The sequence below is a fragment of the Candidatus Enterococcus wittei genome, from assembly GCF_002140175.1.
In the GTDB taxonomy this organism is placed as follows: domain Bacteria; phylum Bacillota; class Bacilli; order Lactobacillales; family Enterococcaceae; genus Enterococcus_B; species Enterococcus_B wittei.
In genome coordinates this window covers 1-18,526 of sequence record NZ_NGMO01000002.1, presented here as the reverse complement: position 1 = coordinate 18,526, position 18,526 = coordinate 1, and the positions used below count along the sequence as shown (strand labels likewise).

Genomic DNA, 18,526 nt, shown 5'->3' with positions numbered 1-18,526 from the left:
CAATTTAAGAAATAAAATAATATACATTGGTGAAACTAGTAGCTTCAAAAATAGACATAAAGAACATTTAGCTGAAAAAAATCCCAAAATCAATTATCGACTATTTACTGATTGCTTAGTGATCTATTCAAAATTATTTCACAAATCAGCTATCTTAGATTTAGAATCTCTATTACTTAATTACATGATTGCAGAAGCAGATAAAACTAAGTTTGTTTTTGCGAATGGAAATAATGGACAAACAAAAATAACTTATGAGAATAAGGAAGAAATTTTGACCAGTGTATTTTATGAATTGTGGACACATGAGTTATCTGATTTAGGATTAGTTAATAATCGAAATCTTAATGAACTAAGAGAGAGCCTGTTATTTAAATATTCTCCTTTCAAACAGTTATCTCTTAAACAAAAAGAGATTATTGGAGATGTAGAAAAAAATTTATTTACAAAATTTTTGGTCGAAGCTCCTGCAGGTTCGGGTAAGTCCGTTTTATTTACAAATCTAGCTTTTTCTTTAGCAGATAAGTATCCTGATTTGAAAATAGGTGTAGTCACTACAGGCAATTTAATCAGACAATTTAATTTAATCTTCAAATCAATCAATTTGAATAGTAGATTGACTGTAAAAACTGGTTCACAATTGATAACAGATGCTAAGAAAAAGCATGAAAATTTCGATATTATCATAGTTGATGAAGCACATAAGTTAAAAAAATTTTATAAAAAAGGTCATCCCAATGCGAGAAGGCATCTTAACAAGGATGATGAAGAGATTACGCTTCTTGAGGAAATTACTGAAGGTTTAGTTTTATTATATGATCCTTATCAAGGGATTAAACCACAAAACATTAGCCCTTCAGAGGTTCGGAGATTAACCAGTAATTATCAGAAACTCTCCATGTCACAACAGTTTAGGATTGGCGGGAACGGTTGCTTTTCTGGAGAGGACTATCTAAAAGGAATTTTGTATGGTCTTCAGTTAAGCGAAGAAAGAGATTTTAACCAAGAGGTATTTAAGAATGATTACTTTGGAATTGTGAACAGTTTCAAGGAAGTGATTGACTATGTAGATGATCATTCTCATGCATATCCTGAAACAACTAATAGGGTAATAGCAGGATACTGTAAAGAATGGATATCCAGTATAAGCAAAAAAGCCAACAAAGGAAAGACGTTAGAAGAACTACCTTATGATTGGGAGATTGATGGTATTAAGAGAAGATGGAACTCTACTTATGAAGATTGGGTTAAAAAACCTAATTCTGAGAGAGAAATTGGATCTATACATGCAATTCAAGGTTATGACCTTAATTACTCTGGAGTAATAATAGGTAATGACATTACGGTTAAAAACGGAAAAATAGTTGCGGTTCCTGAAAATTATAAGGACATTGGAGGAACACCTCTAAAAAAAGAATTTTCTTTGTCCGAATTAACTGAGTATATTTTGAATATATATTACGTTCTTCTTTCAAGAGGAATCGATGGTTGTAGAGTATATTTTGAAGATAAAAAAGTAGAAAAGATATTTAAAGAACGTCTTAGTTTATAGAAACATCTTAACTAGTTATGATGAAGTATTTGAACAGGTGATTGATTACTAAGCATGTCTTGTATTAGAGTTAATTACCCTACCCCGTTAATAACTGACCGTGTCTTAGGAAATACCTTCAGGTAGTAAAAGCTATCTGGAGGTTCTTTTTTTCGGTTTATAGAATCCGCTTAAGTGAAATGTATCTGAAATGAAACGGAGATAAAGTGATTTTTTGCTGTAATGACAAGGTTTTAGCTGTTTCAGATACCATATAGTCAAAAATAGTTTATTGAGAAAATAGGAGAGTATTTGCTACTAACTAGTAGAAAAAAATGGAAAAAAAAGTACATGTAATCATTTCAGATAATCTGAAATAAAAAAACATACAGCCATGTAGTGGTACTGTATGTTTTTAAATTCTCAGCGGGCTTGTTTTGACTCCGTGTCTGACTCCGTCGTATTGATTTTAAATGATATTCGATGACCATTTAACAGGTCATTTTTGAAATTTTTGTCTCTATATGACTCAGTTTGATAATTATTGATAGATCAATTTGGGTCTATATCGAACAAGGGAAGATTGCGAAAGTTAGCACAGAAAAAGCTTGATACAAAGCTTTTTCTGTGCTTTTCTTTTAAATTTGAAATTTTATTAATTGCTGTTTTGAATGATATTAATTTTACAATCAAATATTTGAGTGGAAAGTACATAGAAGGTCAAGAATAGAGTTTATTAGACAGGGGTTAACGTAAGTACACGAAAGATTTACTCTATTTTTTCGTAAGCTTTCGAGCTATTATTATCTAGCTTATAACGTTACTAATTTCAGTTTTACTACATTGAATTCTAGATATTATACGGACAGTTCTAAATTCGATCGTTTAATCTAGGATTATGATGCTCAATATCAGATTTTTAGTTATTTTTTTTGTGGAACTTTTTTGATCTTACTAAAAATCTATCTAGTTCATTTTTCCCAATCCGTTTTATCCAGTCAGTGTACTCAATAAAGCAAGAGATACATAGCTGATTTTTCGTAAAGTGGCAACATTAATTTATATTAAAATCTAGGTGTGAAATTGCATGTACTAATGTGACTATTGTCAAATGAATAATAAATTATGGTATGCTAGATTCAGTAAATATCATGACTGGAAAAGGATTGAGCTTATGAACGAAAAAGGAAAATCAATTGACGGTTTAATGAGACATATTAGGAATAATCACAATTTACAAATAAAGGGTAGTAAAGATAAACAGAATCTCTTGAATATGGGATACTATCATGGATACAAAGCATCAAGATACATTAAAGAAAGAAAAAACATGCAACAGTTTAAAGATTTTCACGAAGTAAAAGCTGTATATGATTTTGATTTAGAGATGAAAACAATATTTTATCCAATGCTAGTTAAAATAGAAACTTCACTAAAAAATAGACTGATTAATTTTTTAGTGAAAGATGATCAATGTGACATTGAATATATTTATAGAACAAAACTTAAAGATTATGCATCAAAAGCAGTAGGATCTAAAGATTATAAGAAATATTTAGCTAAAAATCTTAAACTTAGAGAAAAGATTGATGCTACTATTGCTTTTAATTATGGTAAAGGACATCCGGTAGTTCAACACTTTTTTCATTGTAACAAACCATTACCTTTATGGGCGTATTTTGAAATAGCAACGTTTGGAGAATTTGGAAATTTTATTTCCTGTTTAAATAAAGAACATAGAATTAATTTTGCTGATAGTATTTATCTTCATCACAAAGGTTTTAATCAGAATGGTAGAATAGTGGAAAACATTGTATTCTGTTTGACTGGTCTCAGAAACGCTACAATGCATAACTCTGTAGTCTTTGATTGTAGATTTAATGATGCTAATATTTCAAATCAACTTAAAGGATATTTAGAACAAGTAACAGGAATAGGAAATATTACTTTTGATACATTAACGGACTTCATAATTTTATTGGTCACTTTGCTTAAAAAAATCAGTATAAATAAAACCGAATTAAACAGGTATGTAAAAAATTATGATGACATTAGAGAAAAATTATTCTTGAGTATTCCGTTTAATACATATACAGCTATAATGAGTACAGATGCTAAAAATAAGCTATCCAATCTTAAAATTTTTATAAGAGAATAAGCGAATGTAGTTTACATTTGGTATACCGCATGCGATAATATTTGTAATCAAATAGCGGTACATTACTTCGGTTTGTACCTGAAACACTCCACGCGTGGAGTGTTTTTTTGCTATAAGCGGTACTTGTGACATAAAAAAATAAATGGTTTATTGCTGAGAATTTTCGTTATTTAATGATTTTTTTAGTTTATAAAAATAGAAAATCGATCAATTTCTAAGTATTTCCAATAATCTATGTACAAATGACTTCTATATCCTTTTATAGAAAGGGATGAAAAACGAGACCATTTTATTTACGTGTTTTGTTTACATTTGCCCGCAGAAAGGATAAGGACTATACTAGCGTTGATAAATAAGAAAAAAGGGGTTATTAGACGAAAGGATAAAAAAGATGAAAAAAGTTATTTTATTTTTGTTTTTATTGTTGGCTGCTATTGGTATCGATTATGAAATCAATTCAATTGGTTTGGTGAATCTTTCAAACGAAAATGAATTATTTTTACTGGTAGCTATTTTGCTGTTAAGCATTTATATCATTCCTGCTAGTTGGTTACTTTTTCGATATAAGAACTATTTTGCTATTTCTGTATATGTTTTAAGTATCAGCTTGTTTTTTGGTTGTTTTATCCCAGGATGGGTAGCCGCATATGGTAATGAAGCAGCTAAACCCATCATAGATTCTGTTGCACATGAATCATCTAGTTTAAATGCGTGGATCAGTGCATTGACGGCGCCTTTGGTTGAAGAAACTGTAAAAGGTGCTTGTGCAGTAGGGCTCATTTATTTATTGAAGAAGCAACGTTTATCTGAAGTTTTCTTCATTGGGGTTTGTGTAGGGTTAGGCTTTCAAATCTTAGAAGATATCTCATATATCGTTAATCAGGCTGGCGATTCAATGAAGGAGATCTTCCCACAAACACTATTACGGATTTCAGGAGCGATTAGTTCCCATTGGGCATACACCGGCTTATTTGTTTTAGGGTTATTTTGTTTAATCCATAAAAATAGTGGAATCCCAGCAAAAAAGGGATACCTATGGTTATTGAGTCCAATTGGCTTGCACTTTTTATGGAACTCACCATTGAATGAATGGACGATAGGCGATCTTTCACTAATCTCAGCAATCTTGACAGCTATCACACTTTTATTGATTATCCAAGTCATTCAATACTTGGCGCAACATGAAGTAATCCATGAAAAATCGGAATAATTTCTCTTTCTATTCTTTGAAAGGCTATTGGGTTAAACAATATCTATTAAAAAGTTGTAAAAGGAAACTCGAACAATAGGGAATAAGTAAGTTTTCTATTCTGATTTACGAATAGGAAAAGCGCACTATCTAGCATTAGCATCGCTAAAGAAACAAAAGAATATAGAATAAAACCGATCAATTAAAGTCTCATTTTGGAAGACCTGGTTGATCGGTTTTATTTATACGAGGTTATTACTAGAGTTTGGTCTCAGATTTTTATAATTCTCTTCATCTGATCATGGTAGATATAATGTATGTATCTGAATGAAGAAGATATAAAAGAGGAGTACGAACTCATATTTGAATATTGGAGTAAATCAAACATTTTTGGTCTAATTCAGATACAAAAGAAATCCGCAAAAAAATACGAAGAAACTGGCTTAGTAAAAGATCAAATAAAAGCCATGGTCACAACTGTATATATAGATTTACTGATGGATAGGGTTATTGATAAACGTGTTGTAGAAATAATAAAAAATTACTTTTTTGAAATTGAGAACTGGTATGTCTTTGAACTTTACTTGTTGGGAAAAATTATGATTGCTTTTGATATAAAAACAGCAATTTTTATTTACAGAAGAGCTAAAAAAAATTTCCAAAGGTTTGAATGGCTACAGTCAATAGAGAATGAAGAACTACAGATTGCACTTACCTTAATGTATAGAGCTATAATGTCTAACGAGAAAGATATAGTGAAAGAAATGAGAACAAGTATCAGAGAAATAAAAATAAAAAAATATTCGATCTATGCTGTTATCCTGAGAAACTGGGGCGAGAGTATATATAATGCGTATACTCTAAGAGATTTAGATTACATAAAAGAAGCAAGACTAAAATTGAGTTCTTTCGTTTATTTTGATTTAAGCGATGAAAAAAGAACATACGAAGCCATGACTGATAAAGTTGAAATATGTATCAAAGAGTTAAAAGAACAAAATGTTTGATAGGATAAAGCAACGAATACATAAGCAAACAACCCGCATTTGTTTGCGATAAATAAAAATGAATTCTCATTTCGATTATAAAGTTAATCCATAGATAAAGTAATTTGAGATTATTCGTTCAATGTCGAAGTTTTTGATTTTTGACATTCATTATTGTTGTAGTACCATAGATTTAGCAATTTTTGTTTCACATGAAACTAAAAAAGATAACCAAGACGATGTTGGGTTATTTTAATGAAAAGAAACGCGCGTAGGAATAGGATTATTCTTCTTGAAGAAAGAACAATCCGCAACGCGTTTTTTTTTTATCGTAATTGATAACTAAATTTGTACCAAAATCAATTTTTTAATCTCGTAAAATGAAACAAAATGGCGTGGTTAGCAAAACTAACCAGCGGACACATCTTTTTAAAGTCATAAAATCAATTTTTTGATTTTTTCTGACTGCTAAGACCAAAGTGTTTCTGGCAACACCTCAATAGATGTAGGTAGTTTTTTCATAGTGTTAGTATTGAAAAAGGTAAGGATTTTATTTAGGGTGTTTTTTAGGTAAATTTTTTCATAACCTACTTTAAATTTAATGGGAGAAAGATTGCAACTCAATGCATTTTGCGTTAAAGTAGGAAGAGATTCTGTGAAACAATTTCTGTTTCACATTGAAAGGAAAAAATATGATACCAGAAGAATTTCGCCAAGCATTGGCAGAGAAAAATATTCAGTTATCCGATAAACAAATGGCACAGTTTGACCGTTACTATCACTTACTTGTTGAATGGAACGAAAAGATGAATTTGACGGCCATCACTGAACAAAATGAAGTTTATTTAAAGCACTTTTATGATTCGTTGACTTTGGCATTTGATGTTGATTTCTCAAAAGGCGGTTCGCTTTGTGATGTGGGTTCAGGAGCAGGCTTTCCAAGTATTCCATTGAAAATCGCTTTTCCCGAGTTACAGATAACTATTGTTGATTCTTTAAATAAACGAATCAACTTTTTAACTGAATTGACAAAAGAATTAGAGATAACAGCAGCTCTTTACCATGATCGAGCAGAAACATTTGGACAAAATTCGCAATTTCGTGCCTCTTTTGACTTTGTGACCGCTCGAGCAGTTGCTCGCTTGAATGTTTTAACAGAGTTATGTTTGCCTTTAGTCAAACAAGAGGGCTATTTCTATGCATTAAAAGCTGCTAAAAGTGAAGAGGAATTAGCGGAAGCGAAACCAGCTATTGCTCTTTTAGGCGGTAAATTTATAGAAGAACAAGCAATCGAGTTGCCTAAAAGTTCAGATAAACGCCATATTCTTGTTATACAAAAAAAGAAACCAACACCAAAGAAATATCCAAGAAAACCTGGTTTGCCGAATAAGCAACCAATCAAGTAGGAGGAGCAAAGATGGCACAAATTATATCCGTTGCGAATCAAAAAGGCGGCGTTGGTAAAACAACGACCACTGTTAATCTAGGCGCTTGCCTCGCTAGTCTTGGCAAAAAGGTCTTATTAGTAGATATGGATGCACAAGGGAATGCAACTAGTGGTGTAGGCGTTCGTAAACCAGATGTGACACAAGATATTTATGATGTATTAGTGAATGAATTGCCAATTGCAAAAGCAACGTTAGCTACGGAACATGAAAATTTAAGTATTGTTCCTGCCACGCTTCAATTAGCAGGTGCAGAAATCGAATTGACTTCAATGATGGCTAGAGAATCACGTTTGAAGAGTTCATTAGCCGAAGTTAATGAGCAATACGACTATATTTTAATTGATTGCCCACCTTCTTTAGGACACTTAACGATTAATTCTTTCACAGCAAGTGACTCGATTTTGATTCCTGTTCAATGTGAGTATTATGCACTAGAAGGATTAAGCCAATTATTGAATACCGTTCGTTTAGTTCAAAAACACTTCAATCCTGAATTAGAAATTGAAGGGGTCCTACTAACGATGTATGATGCTCGGACGAATTTAGGCAATGAAGTGGTCGAGGAAGTTCGTAAATATTTCCGTGAAAAAGTCTATAATACAGTGATTCCTCGGAATATTCGCTTGTCAGAAGCACCAAGCCATGGCAAGCCAATCATTGACTATGATCCACGTTCTCGCGGCGCTGAAGTCTATCAAGCATTGGCAAAGGAAGTGGTTCAACGTGAAGAAAAGTAAAGGGTTAGGTCGAGGAATCGATGCGCTATTTCAAGATTTAGAGAGTTTAGAATCAGTGGATGTTAGAGACGAAACCGTTATTCAGTTGCCACTTAATGAATTACGACCAAATCCGTATCAACCACGTAAGACATTTGAAGAAGTGTCCCTACAAGAATTAGCAAATTCAATCGAACAATCAGGAGTTTTCCAACCGATTATCGTTCGTCGTTCAGCAGTGAAGGGCTATGAGATCATTGCAGGAGAACGTCGCTTTCGTGCATCGAAGTTAGCAAAAAAAGAAACGATCCCAGCAATTGTTCGTGATTTTAACGAAGAAGCGATGATGCAAGTCGCAGTTTTGGAAAACTTACAGCGAGAGGATTTAAATCCATTAGAAGAAGCAGAAGCTTACGAGATGTTAATGAAGAATCTTAAACTAACACAGGCAGAAGTAGCAAATCGTTTAGGAAAAAGCCGTCCTTATATTGCGAATTACTTACGCTTGTTGACACTACCTGATCTAGTCAAAGAGATGGTTCAGGACCAACGGCTTTCTATGGGGCAAGCTCGCACATTGTTAGGATTGAAAAATAAACAATTGATCTTAAAGTTAGCTAATCGTGCTGTGACTGAAAATCTAACAGTTCGTCAATTGGAACAAATTGTCGCTGAACTCAATCAAAATGATGGCAAAGAAAAGAAAAAAATCCCACGTTTAGCCAAAGAAAAACCTTACTATATCAGAGAAAGTGAAGATCGCTTGATGGATAAATTCGGCACAAGCGTAGCTATCCAAGAAAAGAACGGTAAGGGAAAAATCGAGATCGAGTACCTCTCACAAAACGATTTAACAAGAATTCTTGATATTCTTAATATTCAATTCGATGAAGAATAACAAAGGAGGAGACCGTGATGTACGACTTGCATGATATCGTGGAGATGAAAAAACCACATGCGTGTCAGACTAACCGTTGGGAAATCATCCGTATGGGCGCTGACATAAAAATAAAATGTATGAACTGTGGGCATATCGTCATGATGACTCGCCGAGAATTTGAAAAAAAGATGAAAAAAATACTTGAAAAAAATGTAGAGAAAGAGTGAATAAAACAATGGCATTGACTGCTGGAATTGTTGGACTACCCAACGTAGGAAAATCAACATTATTTAATGCAATTACAAAAGCTGGTGCAGAAGCAGCAAACTATCCTTTTGCGACAATTGATCCTAATATCGGGATGGTGGAAGTTCCAGATTGGCGTCTACAACGCTTAACTGAATTAGTACATCCGAAAAAAACAATTCCGACAACTTTTGAATTTACAGATATTGCCGGAATCGTGAAAGGTGCCAGCAAAGGTGAAGGACTAGGAAATCAGTTTTTAAGTCATATTCGTCAAGTAGATGCGATTTGTCATGTGGTTCGTTGTTTTGACGATGACAACATCACACACGTAGAAGGACGAGTAGATCCTTTAGCGGATATCGACACGATCAATTTAGAATTAGTTTTAGCTGATCTTGAGTCTGTGACAAAACGTTATACACGCGTCGCAAAAGTTGCTAAAACCAAAGATAAAGATGCAGTGGCAGAGTTAGCAGTGTTAGATAAAATCAAACCTGTATTAGAAGATGGTCGTTCAGCTCGTTCAATCGAATTTACTGATGAAGAACAAAAAATTGTAAAATCTTTATTCTTGTTGACGACTAAACCTATTCTATATGTAGCCAATGTTTCTGAAGATGAAGTAGCGGATGCAGATTCAAATCGCTATGTTCAGGAAGTACGTAATTTTGCAGCAGAGGAAAATGCAGAGGTCATCGTTGTCAGTGCTCGTGCCGAAGAAGAAATTGCTGAATTGGATGAGGAAGATAAAGCAGAATTCTTAGAAGCTTTAGGAATCGAAGAATCTGGTTTGGATCAATTGATTCGTGCAGCTTACGATTTATTAGGTTTAGCTACTTACTTTACAGCGGGTGAACAAGAAGTTCGTGCTTGGACCTTTAGAAAAGGAATCAAAGCACCACAAGCAGCAGGAATTATCCATACTGATTTTGAACGTGGGTTTATCCGTGCCGAAACCGTTTCGTTTGAAGATTTAGACCATTACGGTAGTATGCATGCAGCCAAAGAAGCTGGACGAGTACGCCTAGAAGGAAAAGAATATGTCGTTCAAGACGGCGACGTAATGTTATTCCGCTTTAATGTATAAAAGGGCTATCATCCAGTAGGGGTGTTATGTTAGAATGTCTTTTGTGACAACCGTCAGCGGCTAAGGAGGACGAAAAGAGAATGGAACCAGAACAATTACGAGCGATCGTAAAAGAAAACGCACAATTAGAAACACAATTAACGAAACGTAACCAACAATACATTTTTGATTTGAAAAAATCATTAGAAGCAGCAAATTTATCAGAAGAAGAAAAAGTGCAGGCTCTTCATGAGATGCTTCCTGTTTTAGTATCTGAACAAAAAGGTGGAAAAACAGCCCGTCAATTATTCGGTACAGTATCAGAAAGAACAGAAGCAATCATCAATAAACCCGTTGAAGTGAAAACTTCTTCCACACCACTATTGATGTGGTTAGATAATGCATTATTACTACTAGGTTTATTGAGCATCATGATTGCGATTACGGGATTGTTTTCACGTGAAACAACACCAGCATATGGTATTTCCACCCTTGTCTTAGGTTCAGCTGTCGGTGGATGGGTATTTTACTTGATGTATAAATATATTTATCAATATGAATATCCAGGTGCAGATCGCAGCAAAAAACCAGGAATGGGTAAAACATTATTGATTTTGGGAGGAACAACATTGATTTGGGTGATTGCTTTTTCAGCCACAACGTTACTTCCACCTGTGCTCAACCCGTTGTTGGATCCAGTAGTGATCATTATCATTGGGGGAGTATCCCTTGCATTACGTTATTACATGAAGAAAAAATATGGGATTGTAGGTAGTCTTTCTGTACCAAGAAGGTAATAAAAGACTGATGATCCATAGTTACTAAGAGATAAAAGAAGCTTTGAGCACGTGTTCAGCTTTGAGAAATAAGCCGGAGGATCTCTAAAATAGTTTTCCTATTTTAGAGATCCTTCGGCTTATTTTTTATAGGCACTATTTTTTTAAACACCGTTTACAACTATTGAGAAAAATCGATTTCTATTTGGCAACAAGGTAGAAAAATCGAAAATGTCTCTTCATATTTTGTTACTTTGATTTATGGATACGTTACGTATTTTTCTAGACGATTCCTTTGATTTTTATGAGAGTTGAAACATTTTTTATCTCAATTTCTTTTTTTAGGAGTTCCATAAGGAGATTCTCAGAAAAGATCTAGGTTTTACAGAATTGGTTGACTTACTAAGGAAAATCGATTATTTTAGTAGATAAACTAAACAAGAGGAGTGGTACTAAAAATGTCCAACTGGGAAACAAAGTTCACGAAAAAAGGATTTACTTTTGATGATGTCTTACTGATACCAGCAGAAAGTCACGTGTTACCAAACGAAGTGGATATGAGCGTACAATTAGCCAATAATATTAAGTTGAATATTCCGATCATCAGCGCAAGTATGGATACTGTTACTGATAGTAAAATGGCGATTTCCATGGCTAGACAAGGTGGCTTAGGTGTTATTCATAAAAATATGACGATCAGCCAGCAAGCAGATGAAGTCCGAAAAGTAAAACGTTCTGAAAGTGGTGTAATCATCGATCCATTCTTCTTGACTCCCCAACATCTTGTAGCAGATGCAGAAGAATTAATGAGTAGATATCGCATCAGCGGTGTGCCGATCGTTGAAACATTAGAAAACAGAAAATTAGTCGGAATTATTACTAACCGTGATATGCGATTTGTAACAGATTTCCATCTTGAGATCAGTGAGGTAATGACAAAAGAAAACTTAGTAACCGCCCCAGTAGGTACTTCTCTAAAAGATGCAGAAAAAATCTTGCAACAACATAAGATCGAAAAATTACCAATTGTTGATGAGCAAGGACGCTTAAGTGGTTTGATTACGATCAAAGATATTGAAAAAGTCATTGAGTTTCCAAATGCAGCGAAAGACGAACATGGCCGGTTATTAGTAGCAGCAGCTGTGGGTGTTACTAGTGATACATTTGAACGTGCCAATGCATTACTTGAAGCTGGTGCAGATGCGATTGTTATCGATACTGCTCATGGACATAGTGCGGGTGTTATTCGTAAAATCCAAGAGATTCGTGCTGCCTTTAAAGAAGCAACATTGATTGCTGGAAATGTTGCGACTGCAGAAGCAACAAAAGCACTCTATGATGCAGGTGTTGATGTGGTGAAAGTGGGGATTGGACCGGGCTCAATTTGTACAACACGTGTGGTAGCAGGTGTCGGTGTTCCTCAATTAACAGCGATTTATGATGCGGCATCAGTTGCCCGCCAATATGGCAAAGCTATTATTGCAGATGGTGGAATCAAATACTCAGGAGATATCGTTAAAGCGTTGGCTGCTGGTGGACATGCTGTAATGTTAGGAAGTATGTTAGCAGGAACAGACGAATCTCCAGGTGAATTTGAGATTTATCAAGGACGTCGTTTCAAAACGTATCGCGGAATGGGTTCATTGGGTGCAATGGAAAAAGGATCAAAAGACCGTTACTTCCAAGGCAGTATCAATGAAGCGAATAAGTTAGTGCCAGAAGGAATTGAAGGACGTGTTGCATACAAAGGAAGTGTGGCAGACATTCTTTTCCAAATGATTGGTGGACTAAAATCTGGTATGGGCTATGTCGGTGCTGCTAACTTAAGACAATTAAGAGAAGAAGCACAATTTATTCAAATGAGTGGTAGCGGCTTGAAGGAATCACATCCGCATGATGTTCAAATTACTAAAGAAGCACCAAACTACTCTGTAGAATCATAAAAAAGGGCTATAAACAAAGGGTAGAGTCATCGTTCGATGACTCTACCCTTTGTTTATAGTTTTGCTACTCAGAGTTTGATTGGTTTTTTCCCAACTAAGACAAACAGTTTTTGAAGTTTGTTATCTTAATGAGTAAGGAATCACTCAGCTTTGATCTCTTTATTTAATAACTTTCAGATTTCCCATGTATGGTACTAATACTTCTGGGATAGTAACTGAACCGTCTTCGTTTTGATAATTTTCAAGGATAGCCGCTACTGTACGACCAACAGCAAGTCCTGAGCCGTTTAATGTGTGTGCATAGTGGATTTTCCCATCTGTATCACGGTAACGGATCATTGCGCGACGTGCTTGGAAATCTTCACAGTTTGAGCAAGAGCTGATTTCACGATAATTGTTTTGCGCAGGTATCCATACTTCTAAGTCGTATGTTTTTGCTGCGGAGAAGCCCATGTCTCCGGTTGAAAGAGTTACTACACGGTATGGTAAATGTAATTTTTTCAAGATGTCTTCTGCATCAGCTGTCATTTTTTCCAATTCTTCATAAGAATGTTGAGCATCAGTAAATTTCACCATTTCTACTTTGTTGAATTGATGAAGTCGGATCAATCCACGGGTATCTCTACCTGCACTCCCAGCTTCAGAGCGAAAAGCTGGACTTAGAGCAGTAAAGTAAATGGGTAAATCTTCATTTGCTAAAATTTCATTATTGTAGTAGTTCGTTAATGGTACTTCTGCTGTAGGAATCAAAGTTAGATCAGTATCTTCTAGTTGGAATACATCTTCTTTGAATTTAGGGAATTGTCCAGTTCCAAACATCGCCTGACTATTTACTGCATATGGTGTAATCATTTCTGTGTAGCCATGTTCGTACACATGCTGATCTAACATAAAGTTGTAAAGCGCACGCTCTAAGCGAGCACCCAATCCCTTGTAGTAAACAAAACGACTACCGGAAACTTTTGCTCCACGTTCGAAATCTAAAATATCTAAGTTTTCAGCGATTTCCCAATGAGGTTTTGGTTCAAATGAAAATTGACGTGGCTCGCTCCAACGACGTGCTTCGACATTAGCGTCCTCGTCTTCACCAACAGGTACAGAATCATCAGGTAAATTGGGTAATGTCGTGGCAATTTGTCGTAACTTATCATCTACTTGGGCAACTTCTTCATCCAATGCTTTGATTTTACCGCCAACTTCCTTCATCTCAGCGATTTTGTCTGTTGCATCTTCCTTATTTCGTTTTAATTGAGCAATTTCAGCAGATACATCATTTCGATATTTTTTTAGTTCTTCACTTTCTACTAATAGCTTTCTACGGCTTTCATCTAATTCCATGAATTCAGCTAAAATTTCTTTTTTGACACCACGAGTCATTAACTTTTCTTGAACTTCATCAAATCTTTGACGGATCATTTTGACATCTAACATACGATTTCCTCCTTTTTATAAAAAAAAGCCAGCTCAGCCCAAAAATTTCTTGGGACGAACTGGTTTTAGTTTCGCGGTACCACCCAAGTTCAGTATAAATACTGCACTTGATAGCAGATAACGGCTGCTTTCCGTCCTTTCTTATCTCGAAAGGCACATCATAAATGAACTGGAACTTCCAAATTATTTTTTGCTGATTTGCACCAGACATCAGCTCTCTTGTAAAAAAATAAAGTGTACTGGGTTCAATGTTTTTTATATTTGTATACTAAGAATAGCTAAATTTTTAGTTTCCGTCAACCGGTTCTACAGGTTTCACAGCTAACTTTTCATTTTTTTTAATTGGAAAGTGCATAATAAAAGATGTCCATTGGGGATCTGATTTTGCATAGATATAGCCACCATGTAAGGCAACAATACTTTGAGCAATCGCCAATCCAAGTCCTGTTCCCCCAGTTTCTTGTGATCGTGATTCTTCAACTCGATAAAATCGGTCAAATAAATTATCGAGCGCTTGCTGTGGAATCATTGCACCGTTATTTTTAACTACAACGATGACTTCAGAGCCAAGTTGTTCGATTTCAATCACGATTTTTGTTGCACCTTTTCCATATTTTAATGCGTTTGTTAGCAAGTTATTGAATACACGTACTAATTTTTCTGTATCGCCATCCATTACGAGAGCCTCTAGTTTTGTTTCAACAATGATCTGCATCTGTTTTTTGGTGGCTTCCAATTCAAAATCAGCAGCCAGTTGTTCAATCAATTGGATTAAATCAAATGCAGAAAAATTGACAGGAACAGCCGGTTGGCGAACTTTAGTATATTCAAATAAATCTTCTACCAGTGATTTCATTTGCTTTGCTTTCACATAGGCAGTGTGGGTATATTTCAATAGATCCTCTTGCGTTTGATATTGGCCATCTTCAATTAATCCAAGATACCCGATAATCGATGTAAGAGGCGTTCGAATATCATGACTGACGTTGGTAATCAACTCATCCTTCGACTTTTCAATTTTCCGTTCATCCTCGATTGCTGCAACCGTACTATCCACCAAGCCGTTAATACTGGATACGACTCGGCTCAAATCACCACTTAACTCAAATGGAATACGATGATCGTAATTTCCACTGGCAATATAATGTAGCTCACTAATGATATGTCTTAGCTGCATTTGTCGGTATCGTCGAATTAATCGCCAGTAAAGAATCCCTATATCTAGAAGAAAGAAAATAGGAATGATGAAATTCCGTCCATTCCAAAACAAATCGCTATCTAAACGTTCAGCAAAAATATTCTTGGAATCCCAAATAGCATTTGTTAGAGAAGGAGAGTTACTGATCACTGAACTAATAATGACAAGAATTGCGACATTTAATAGAAGAAGGAGAATAACTGTAATGATTCCTTCGGCTAATAATTCACTGATTTCTTTAGAAGTTAGATTGATCCGTCGACGCTTCTCCACTACCTTTTTATCTTGCATCAATTTTATAGCCCACTCCCCAAACGGTTTGAATGACTTTTTCTCCACCTGTGGCTTCTTCAATTTTATCTCTTAAGTGACTTACATGCACCATGACTGTTTTAGCAGAAACGATACTTTCTTGTTTCCAGACACGCTCAAATATTTCATCTGCACTGAAGACACGGTTGGGATGACTTGCTAATAGATAAAGAATCCCAAATTCTAAAGCTGTCAGTTGGATTTCTTTTCCATCAATGGTTTTAACTTCGTGGGAATCTTTATTGATAATCAATGCATTGACTTCCAATACATCTGGTTGGTCAGGTGTCACTTGCATTTTTGTGCGACGTAGTAAAGATTTCACACGAGCCATCACTTCTAAAGGATTGAAAGGTTTTGTAACATAATCATCTGCTCCGGCTACCAATCCTTTGATTTTATCCATATCCGTAGTTTTTGCAGTCAACATGATAATAGGAATTTGAGACTCTTTACGTAATTCTTTGACGACTTGCATCCCATCCATTTCAGGCATCATAATATCTAAAATAAGTAGTTGGATATCTGGGATGGTGCGGATCTTTGATAATGCTTCTTTTCCATCATATGCTTTAACAGCTTCATAGCCTTCATTGTGTACATAGATACTTAGTAATTCAACAATTTCTTTATCATCATCGGCAATTAGTATTTTCATAAGTAGATCCTCCAAGATTAGTATATTTACTCTTAATATTTTAGCAAAAAAACACACAAATAGATAAAAGCAACACTTTGTTAAGGAAAATTTTAGAAGAATAACGGAAAAAAGCTGAAAAAAGTGTTATGAAGGAAGTTGAAAGGGAGGATATACATCTTTTTTCTATAGTAAAGGATAAAAATTATACAAAAATAAATAGGTGTTTTATAACTAGACCATTTATTCAAAATTAAAGTTATCATATTCGTCCAAGAAAAAAGGTGAACTTTAAAATATACAACGAAGTAAAAAGAGGGTAGATTGCTTAAAAAGCGAATGATTTTAGAAAAATATTTTTGATTGATCGACTTTATAAAAAGGTTGAGAAATCAGCATAGTTTTTGTTGACTTTCAAATTTGAAGTTGGTATATTATTAGATGTTCAAAAGAATCGGTACAAACATAAAAAATGTTAAAATAAGTCATTGACATGTTTGTTACCACATGATAATATAACGTAGTCGATTTTGTTTCGACAGCTTGTGATTGTTGATTTCATAAAGAAAAAAACAAAAAAAGTTGTTGACAAATAACAAACGGCGAGTTATGATATGTGAGTTGCCAAAACTATCTCATGAAAAACGAGATAAAAAACTTTTAAAAAAGTGTTGACAAGCACTTGAGTCTTTGCTAAGATATAAGAGTTGCTGCGGCAATCGCAGATAGCGGATTTTTGATTCGGTATCAAGTAGACCTTTGAAAACTGAACAAAGTAAGACAAACCAAATGTGTAGGGCGTCTTGATTGATTCAAGACAACAAACATTTTTAACAAGCAAGCAATATGCTAGCAACCAAATTGAGCTTAACAATCGCAAGATTGTTCTAACTTTTATTATGAGAGTTTGATCCTGGCTCAGGACGAACGCTGGCGGCGTGCCTAATACATGCAAGTCGAACGCTTCTTTTTCCACCGGAGCTTGCTCCACCGGAAAAAGAGGAGTGGCGAACGGGTGAGTAACACGTGGGTAACCTGCCCATCAGAAGGGGATAACACTTGGAAACAGGTGCTAATACCGTATAACAATCGAAACCGCATGGTTTTGATTTGAAAGGCGCTTTACGGTGCCGCTGATGGATGGACCCGCGGTGCATTAGCTAGTTGGTGAGGTAACGGCTCACCAAGGCCACGATGCATAGCCGACCTGAGAGGGTGATCGGCCACATTGGGACTGAGACACGGCCCAAACTCCTACGGGAGGCAGCAGTAGGGAATCTTCGGCAATGGACGAAAGTCTGACCGAGCAACGCCGCGTGAGTGAAGAAGGTTTTCGGATCGTAAAACTCTGTTGTTAGAGAAGAACAAGGATGAGAGTAACTGTTCATCCCTTGACGGTATCTAACCAGAAAGCCACGGCTAACTACGTGCCAGCAGCCGCGGTAATACGTAGGTGGCAAGCGTTGTCCGGATTTATTGGGCGTAAAGCGAGCGCAGGCGGTTTCTTAAGTCTGATGTGAAAGCCCCCGGCTCAACCGGGGAGGGTCATTGGAAACTGGGAGACTTGAGTGCAGAAGAGGAGAGTGGAATTCCATGTGTAGCGGTGAAATGCGTAGATATATGGAGGAACACCAGTGGCGAAGGCGGCTCTCTGGTCTGTAACTGACGCTGAGGCTCGAAAGCGTGGGGAGCAAACAGGATTAGATACCCTGGTAGTCCACGCCGTAAACGATGAGTGCTAAGTGTTGGAGGGTTTCCGCCCTTCAGTGCTGCAGCTAACGCATTAAGCACTCCGCCTGGGGAGTACGACCGCAAGGTTGAAACTCAAAGGAATTGACGGGGGCCCGCACAAGCGGTGGAGCATGTGGTTTAATTCGAAGCAACGCGAAGAACCTTACCAGGTCTTGACATCCTTTGACCACTCTAGAGATAGAGCTTCCCCTTCGGGGGCAAAGTGACAGGTGGTGCATGGTTGTCGTCAGCTCGTGTCGTGAGATGTTGGGTTA

At 35.8% G+C, this 18,526-nt stretch carries 14 protein-coding genes, 1 rRNA gene and 1 other annotated feature; of the genes, 12 read left to right on the top strand and 3 right to left on the bottom strand.

All coding sequences use genetic code 11. The features are described 5' to 3' along the window. The 11 genes from A5844_RS04460 to guaB form a co-directional block, all read left to right on the top strand. Positions 1–1,552 (top strand): DNA/RNA helicase domain-containing protein (locus A5844_RS04460; RefSeq protein ID WP_086284097.1); only part of this gene is annotated, 1,552 nt, incomplete at its 5' end. Between the two features lie 1,153 nt (positions 1,553–2,705). After that, positions 2,706–3,689 (top strand): Abi family protein, encoded by a 984-nt coding sequence (locus A5844_RS04455; RefSeq protein WP_086284669.1) that lies wholly within the window; start codon positions 2,706–2,708, stop codon positions 3,687–3,689. A gap of 391 nt (positions 3,690–4,080) precedes the next feature. Further along, on the top strand, positions 4,081–4,899 hold the full coding sequence (locus A5844_RS04450; protein ID WP_086284096.1) for a PrsW family glutamic-type intramembrane protease: 819 nt from the start codon (positions 4,081–4,083) through the stop codon (positions 4,897–4,899). 296 nt (positions 4,900–5,195) lie between these two features. Then, positions 5,196–5,885, top strand: coding sequence for an Rgg family transcriptional regulator (locus A5844_RS04445; RefSeq protein ID WP_086284095.1), 690 nt, complete (start codon positions 5,196–5,198; stop codon positions 5,883–5,885). Positions 5,886–6,556: 671 nt separating this feature from the next. Continuing rightward, positions 6,557–7,270, top strand: a complete 714-nt coding sequence (gene rsmG, locus A5844_RS04440; RefSeq protein WP_086284094.1) for a 16S rRNA (guanine(527)-N(7))-methyltransferase RsmG — start codon at positions 6,557–6,559, stop codon at positions 7,268–7,270. Between the two features lie 11 nt (positions 7,271–7,281). Then, entirely contained in the window at positions 7,282–8,049 is a 768-nt protein-coding gene (locus A5844_RS04435; RefSeq protein ID WP_086284093.1) for a ParA family protein, read from the top strand. Next, a complete protein-coding gene (locus A5844_RS04430; RefSeq protein ID WP_086284092.1) occupies positions 8,036–8,926 on the top strand; it encodes a ParB/RepB/Spo0J family partition protein in 891 nt (296 codons plus the stop codon). The genes A5844_RS04435 and A5844_RS04430 overlap by 14 nt, the downstream gene beginning before the upstream one ends. A gap of 17 nt (positions 8,927–8,943) precedes the next feature. After that, positions 8,944–9,135 (top strand): DUF951 domain-containing protein, encoded by a 192-nt coding sequence (locus tag A5844_RS04425; protein ID WP_086284091.1) that lies wholly within the window; start codon positions 8,944–8,946, stop codon positions 9,133–9,135. Between the two features lie 8 nt (positions 9,136–9,143). Then, positions 9,144–10,244, top strand: a complete 1,101-nt coding sequence (gene ychF, locus A5844_RS04420) for a redox-regulated ATPase YchF (RefSeq protein ID WP_086284090.1) — start codon at positions 9,144–9,146, stop codon at positions 10,242–10,244. 80 nt (positions 10,245–10,324) lie between these two features. Beyond that, positions 10,325–11,020: a DUF1129 domain-containing protein gene (locus A5844_RS04415; protein WP_086284089.1), complete on the top strand. Its 696-nt coding sequence runs from the start codon at positions 10,325–10,327 to the stop codon at positions 11,018–11,020. A 437-nt stretch (positions 11,021–11,457) separates the two neighbouring features. Next, positions 11,458–12,942 carry an IMP dehydrogenase gene (gene guaB / locus A5844_RS04410; protein WP_086284088.1) on the top strand — a complete coding sequence of 495 codons (1,485 nt, stop codon included), beginning with the start codon at positions 11,458–11,460 and terminating at the stop codon, positions 12,940–12,942. A 159-nt stretch (positions 12,943–13,101) separates the two neighbouring features. Here guaB and serS read toward each other — a convergent pair whose 3' ends face one another. From serS to croR, 3 genes are all read right to left on the bottom strand, one after another. Further along, positions 13,102–14,373 carry a serine--tRNA ligase gene (serS, locus tag A5844_RS04405; protein WP_086284087.1) on the bottom strand — a complete coding sequence of 424 codons (1,272 nt, stop codon included), beginning with the start codon at positions 14,371–14,373 and terminating at the stop codon, positions 13,102–13,104. Positions 14,374–14,420: 47 nt separating this feature from the next. Further along, positions 14,421–14,630 (bottom strand) — a binding site (T-box leader). 29 nt (positions 14,631–14,659) lie between these two features. Further along, complete coding sequence (locus A5844_RS04395; protein ID WP_179190566.1) at positions 14,660–15,865, bottom strand: sensor histidine kinase; 1,206 nt, start codon at positions 15,863–15,865, stop codon at positions 14,660–14,662. Beyond that, complete coding sequence (croR, locus tag A5844_RS04390; protein WP_086284084.1) at positions 15,852–16,541, bottom strand: response regulator transcription factor CroR; 690 nt, start codon at positions 16,539–16,541, stop codon at positions 15,852–15,854. Before croR ends, A5844_RS04395 begins: the two co-directional genes overlap by 14 nt. 874 nt (positions 16,542–17,415) lie before the next feature. Here croR and A5844_RS04385 point away from each other — a divergent pair. Beyond that, a 16S ribosomal RNA gene (locus A5844_RS04385) occupies positions 17,416–18,526 on the top strand; the annotation flags it as partial.

What these genes read in the sequence shown, in the direction of transcription:
- A5844_RS04455 (WP_086284669.1), top strand. Translation starts at nt 2,706, where the DNA reads ATGAACGAAAAAGGAAAATCAATTGACGGTTTAATGAGACATATTAGG.
- A5844_RS04450 (WP_086284096.1), top strand. Translation starts at nt 4,081, where the DNA reads ATGAAAAAAGTTATTTTATTTTTGTTTTTATTGTTGGCTGCTATTGGT.
- A5844_RS04445 (WP_086284095.1), top strand. Translation starts at nt 5,196, where the DNA reads ATGTATCTGAATGAAGAAGATATAAAAGAGGAGTACGAACTCATATTT.
- rsmG (WP_086284094.1), top strand. Translation starts at nt 6,557, where the DNA reads ATGATACCAGAAGAATTTCGCCAAGCATTGGCAGAGAAAAATATTCAG.
- A5844_RS04435 (WP_086284093.1), top strand. Translation starts at nt 7,282, where the DNA reads ATGGCACAAATTATATCCGTTGCGAATCAAAAAGGCGGCGTTGGTAAA.
- A5844_RS04425 (WP_086284091.1), top strand. Translation starts at nt 8,944, where the DNA reads ATGTACGACTTGCATGATATCGTGGAGATGAAAAAACCACATGCGTGT.
- ychF (WP_086284090.1), top strand. Translation starts at nt 9,144, where the DNA reads ATGGCATTGACTGCTGGAATTGTTGGACTACCCAACGTAGGAAAATCA.
- A5844_RS04415 (WP_086284089.1), top strand. Translation starts at nt 10,325, where the DNA reads ATGGAACCAGAACAATTACGAGCGATCGTAAAAGAAAACGCACAATTA.
- guaB (WP_086284088.1), top strand. Translation starts at nt 11,458, where the DNA reads ATGTCCAACTGGGAAACAAAGTTCACGAAAAAAGGATTTACTTTTGAT.
- serS (WP_086284087.1), bottom strand. Translation starts at nt 14,373, where the DNA reads ATGTTAGATGTCAAAATGATCCGTCAAAGATTTGATGAAGTTCAAGAA.
- croR (WP_086284084.1), bottom strand. Translation starts at nt 16,541, where the DNA reads ATGAAAATACTAATTGCCGATGATGATAAAGAAATTGTTGAATTACTA.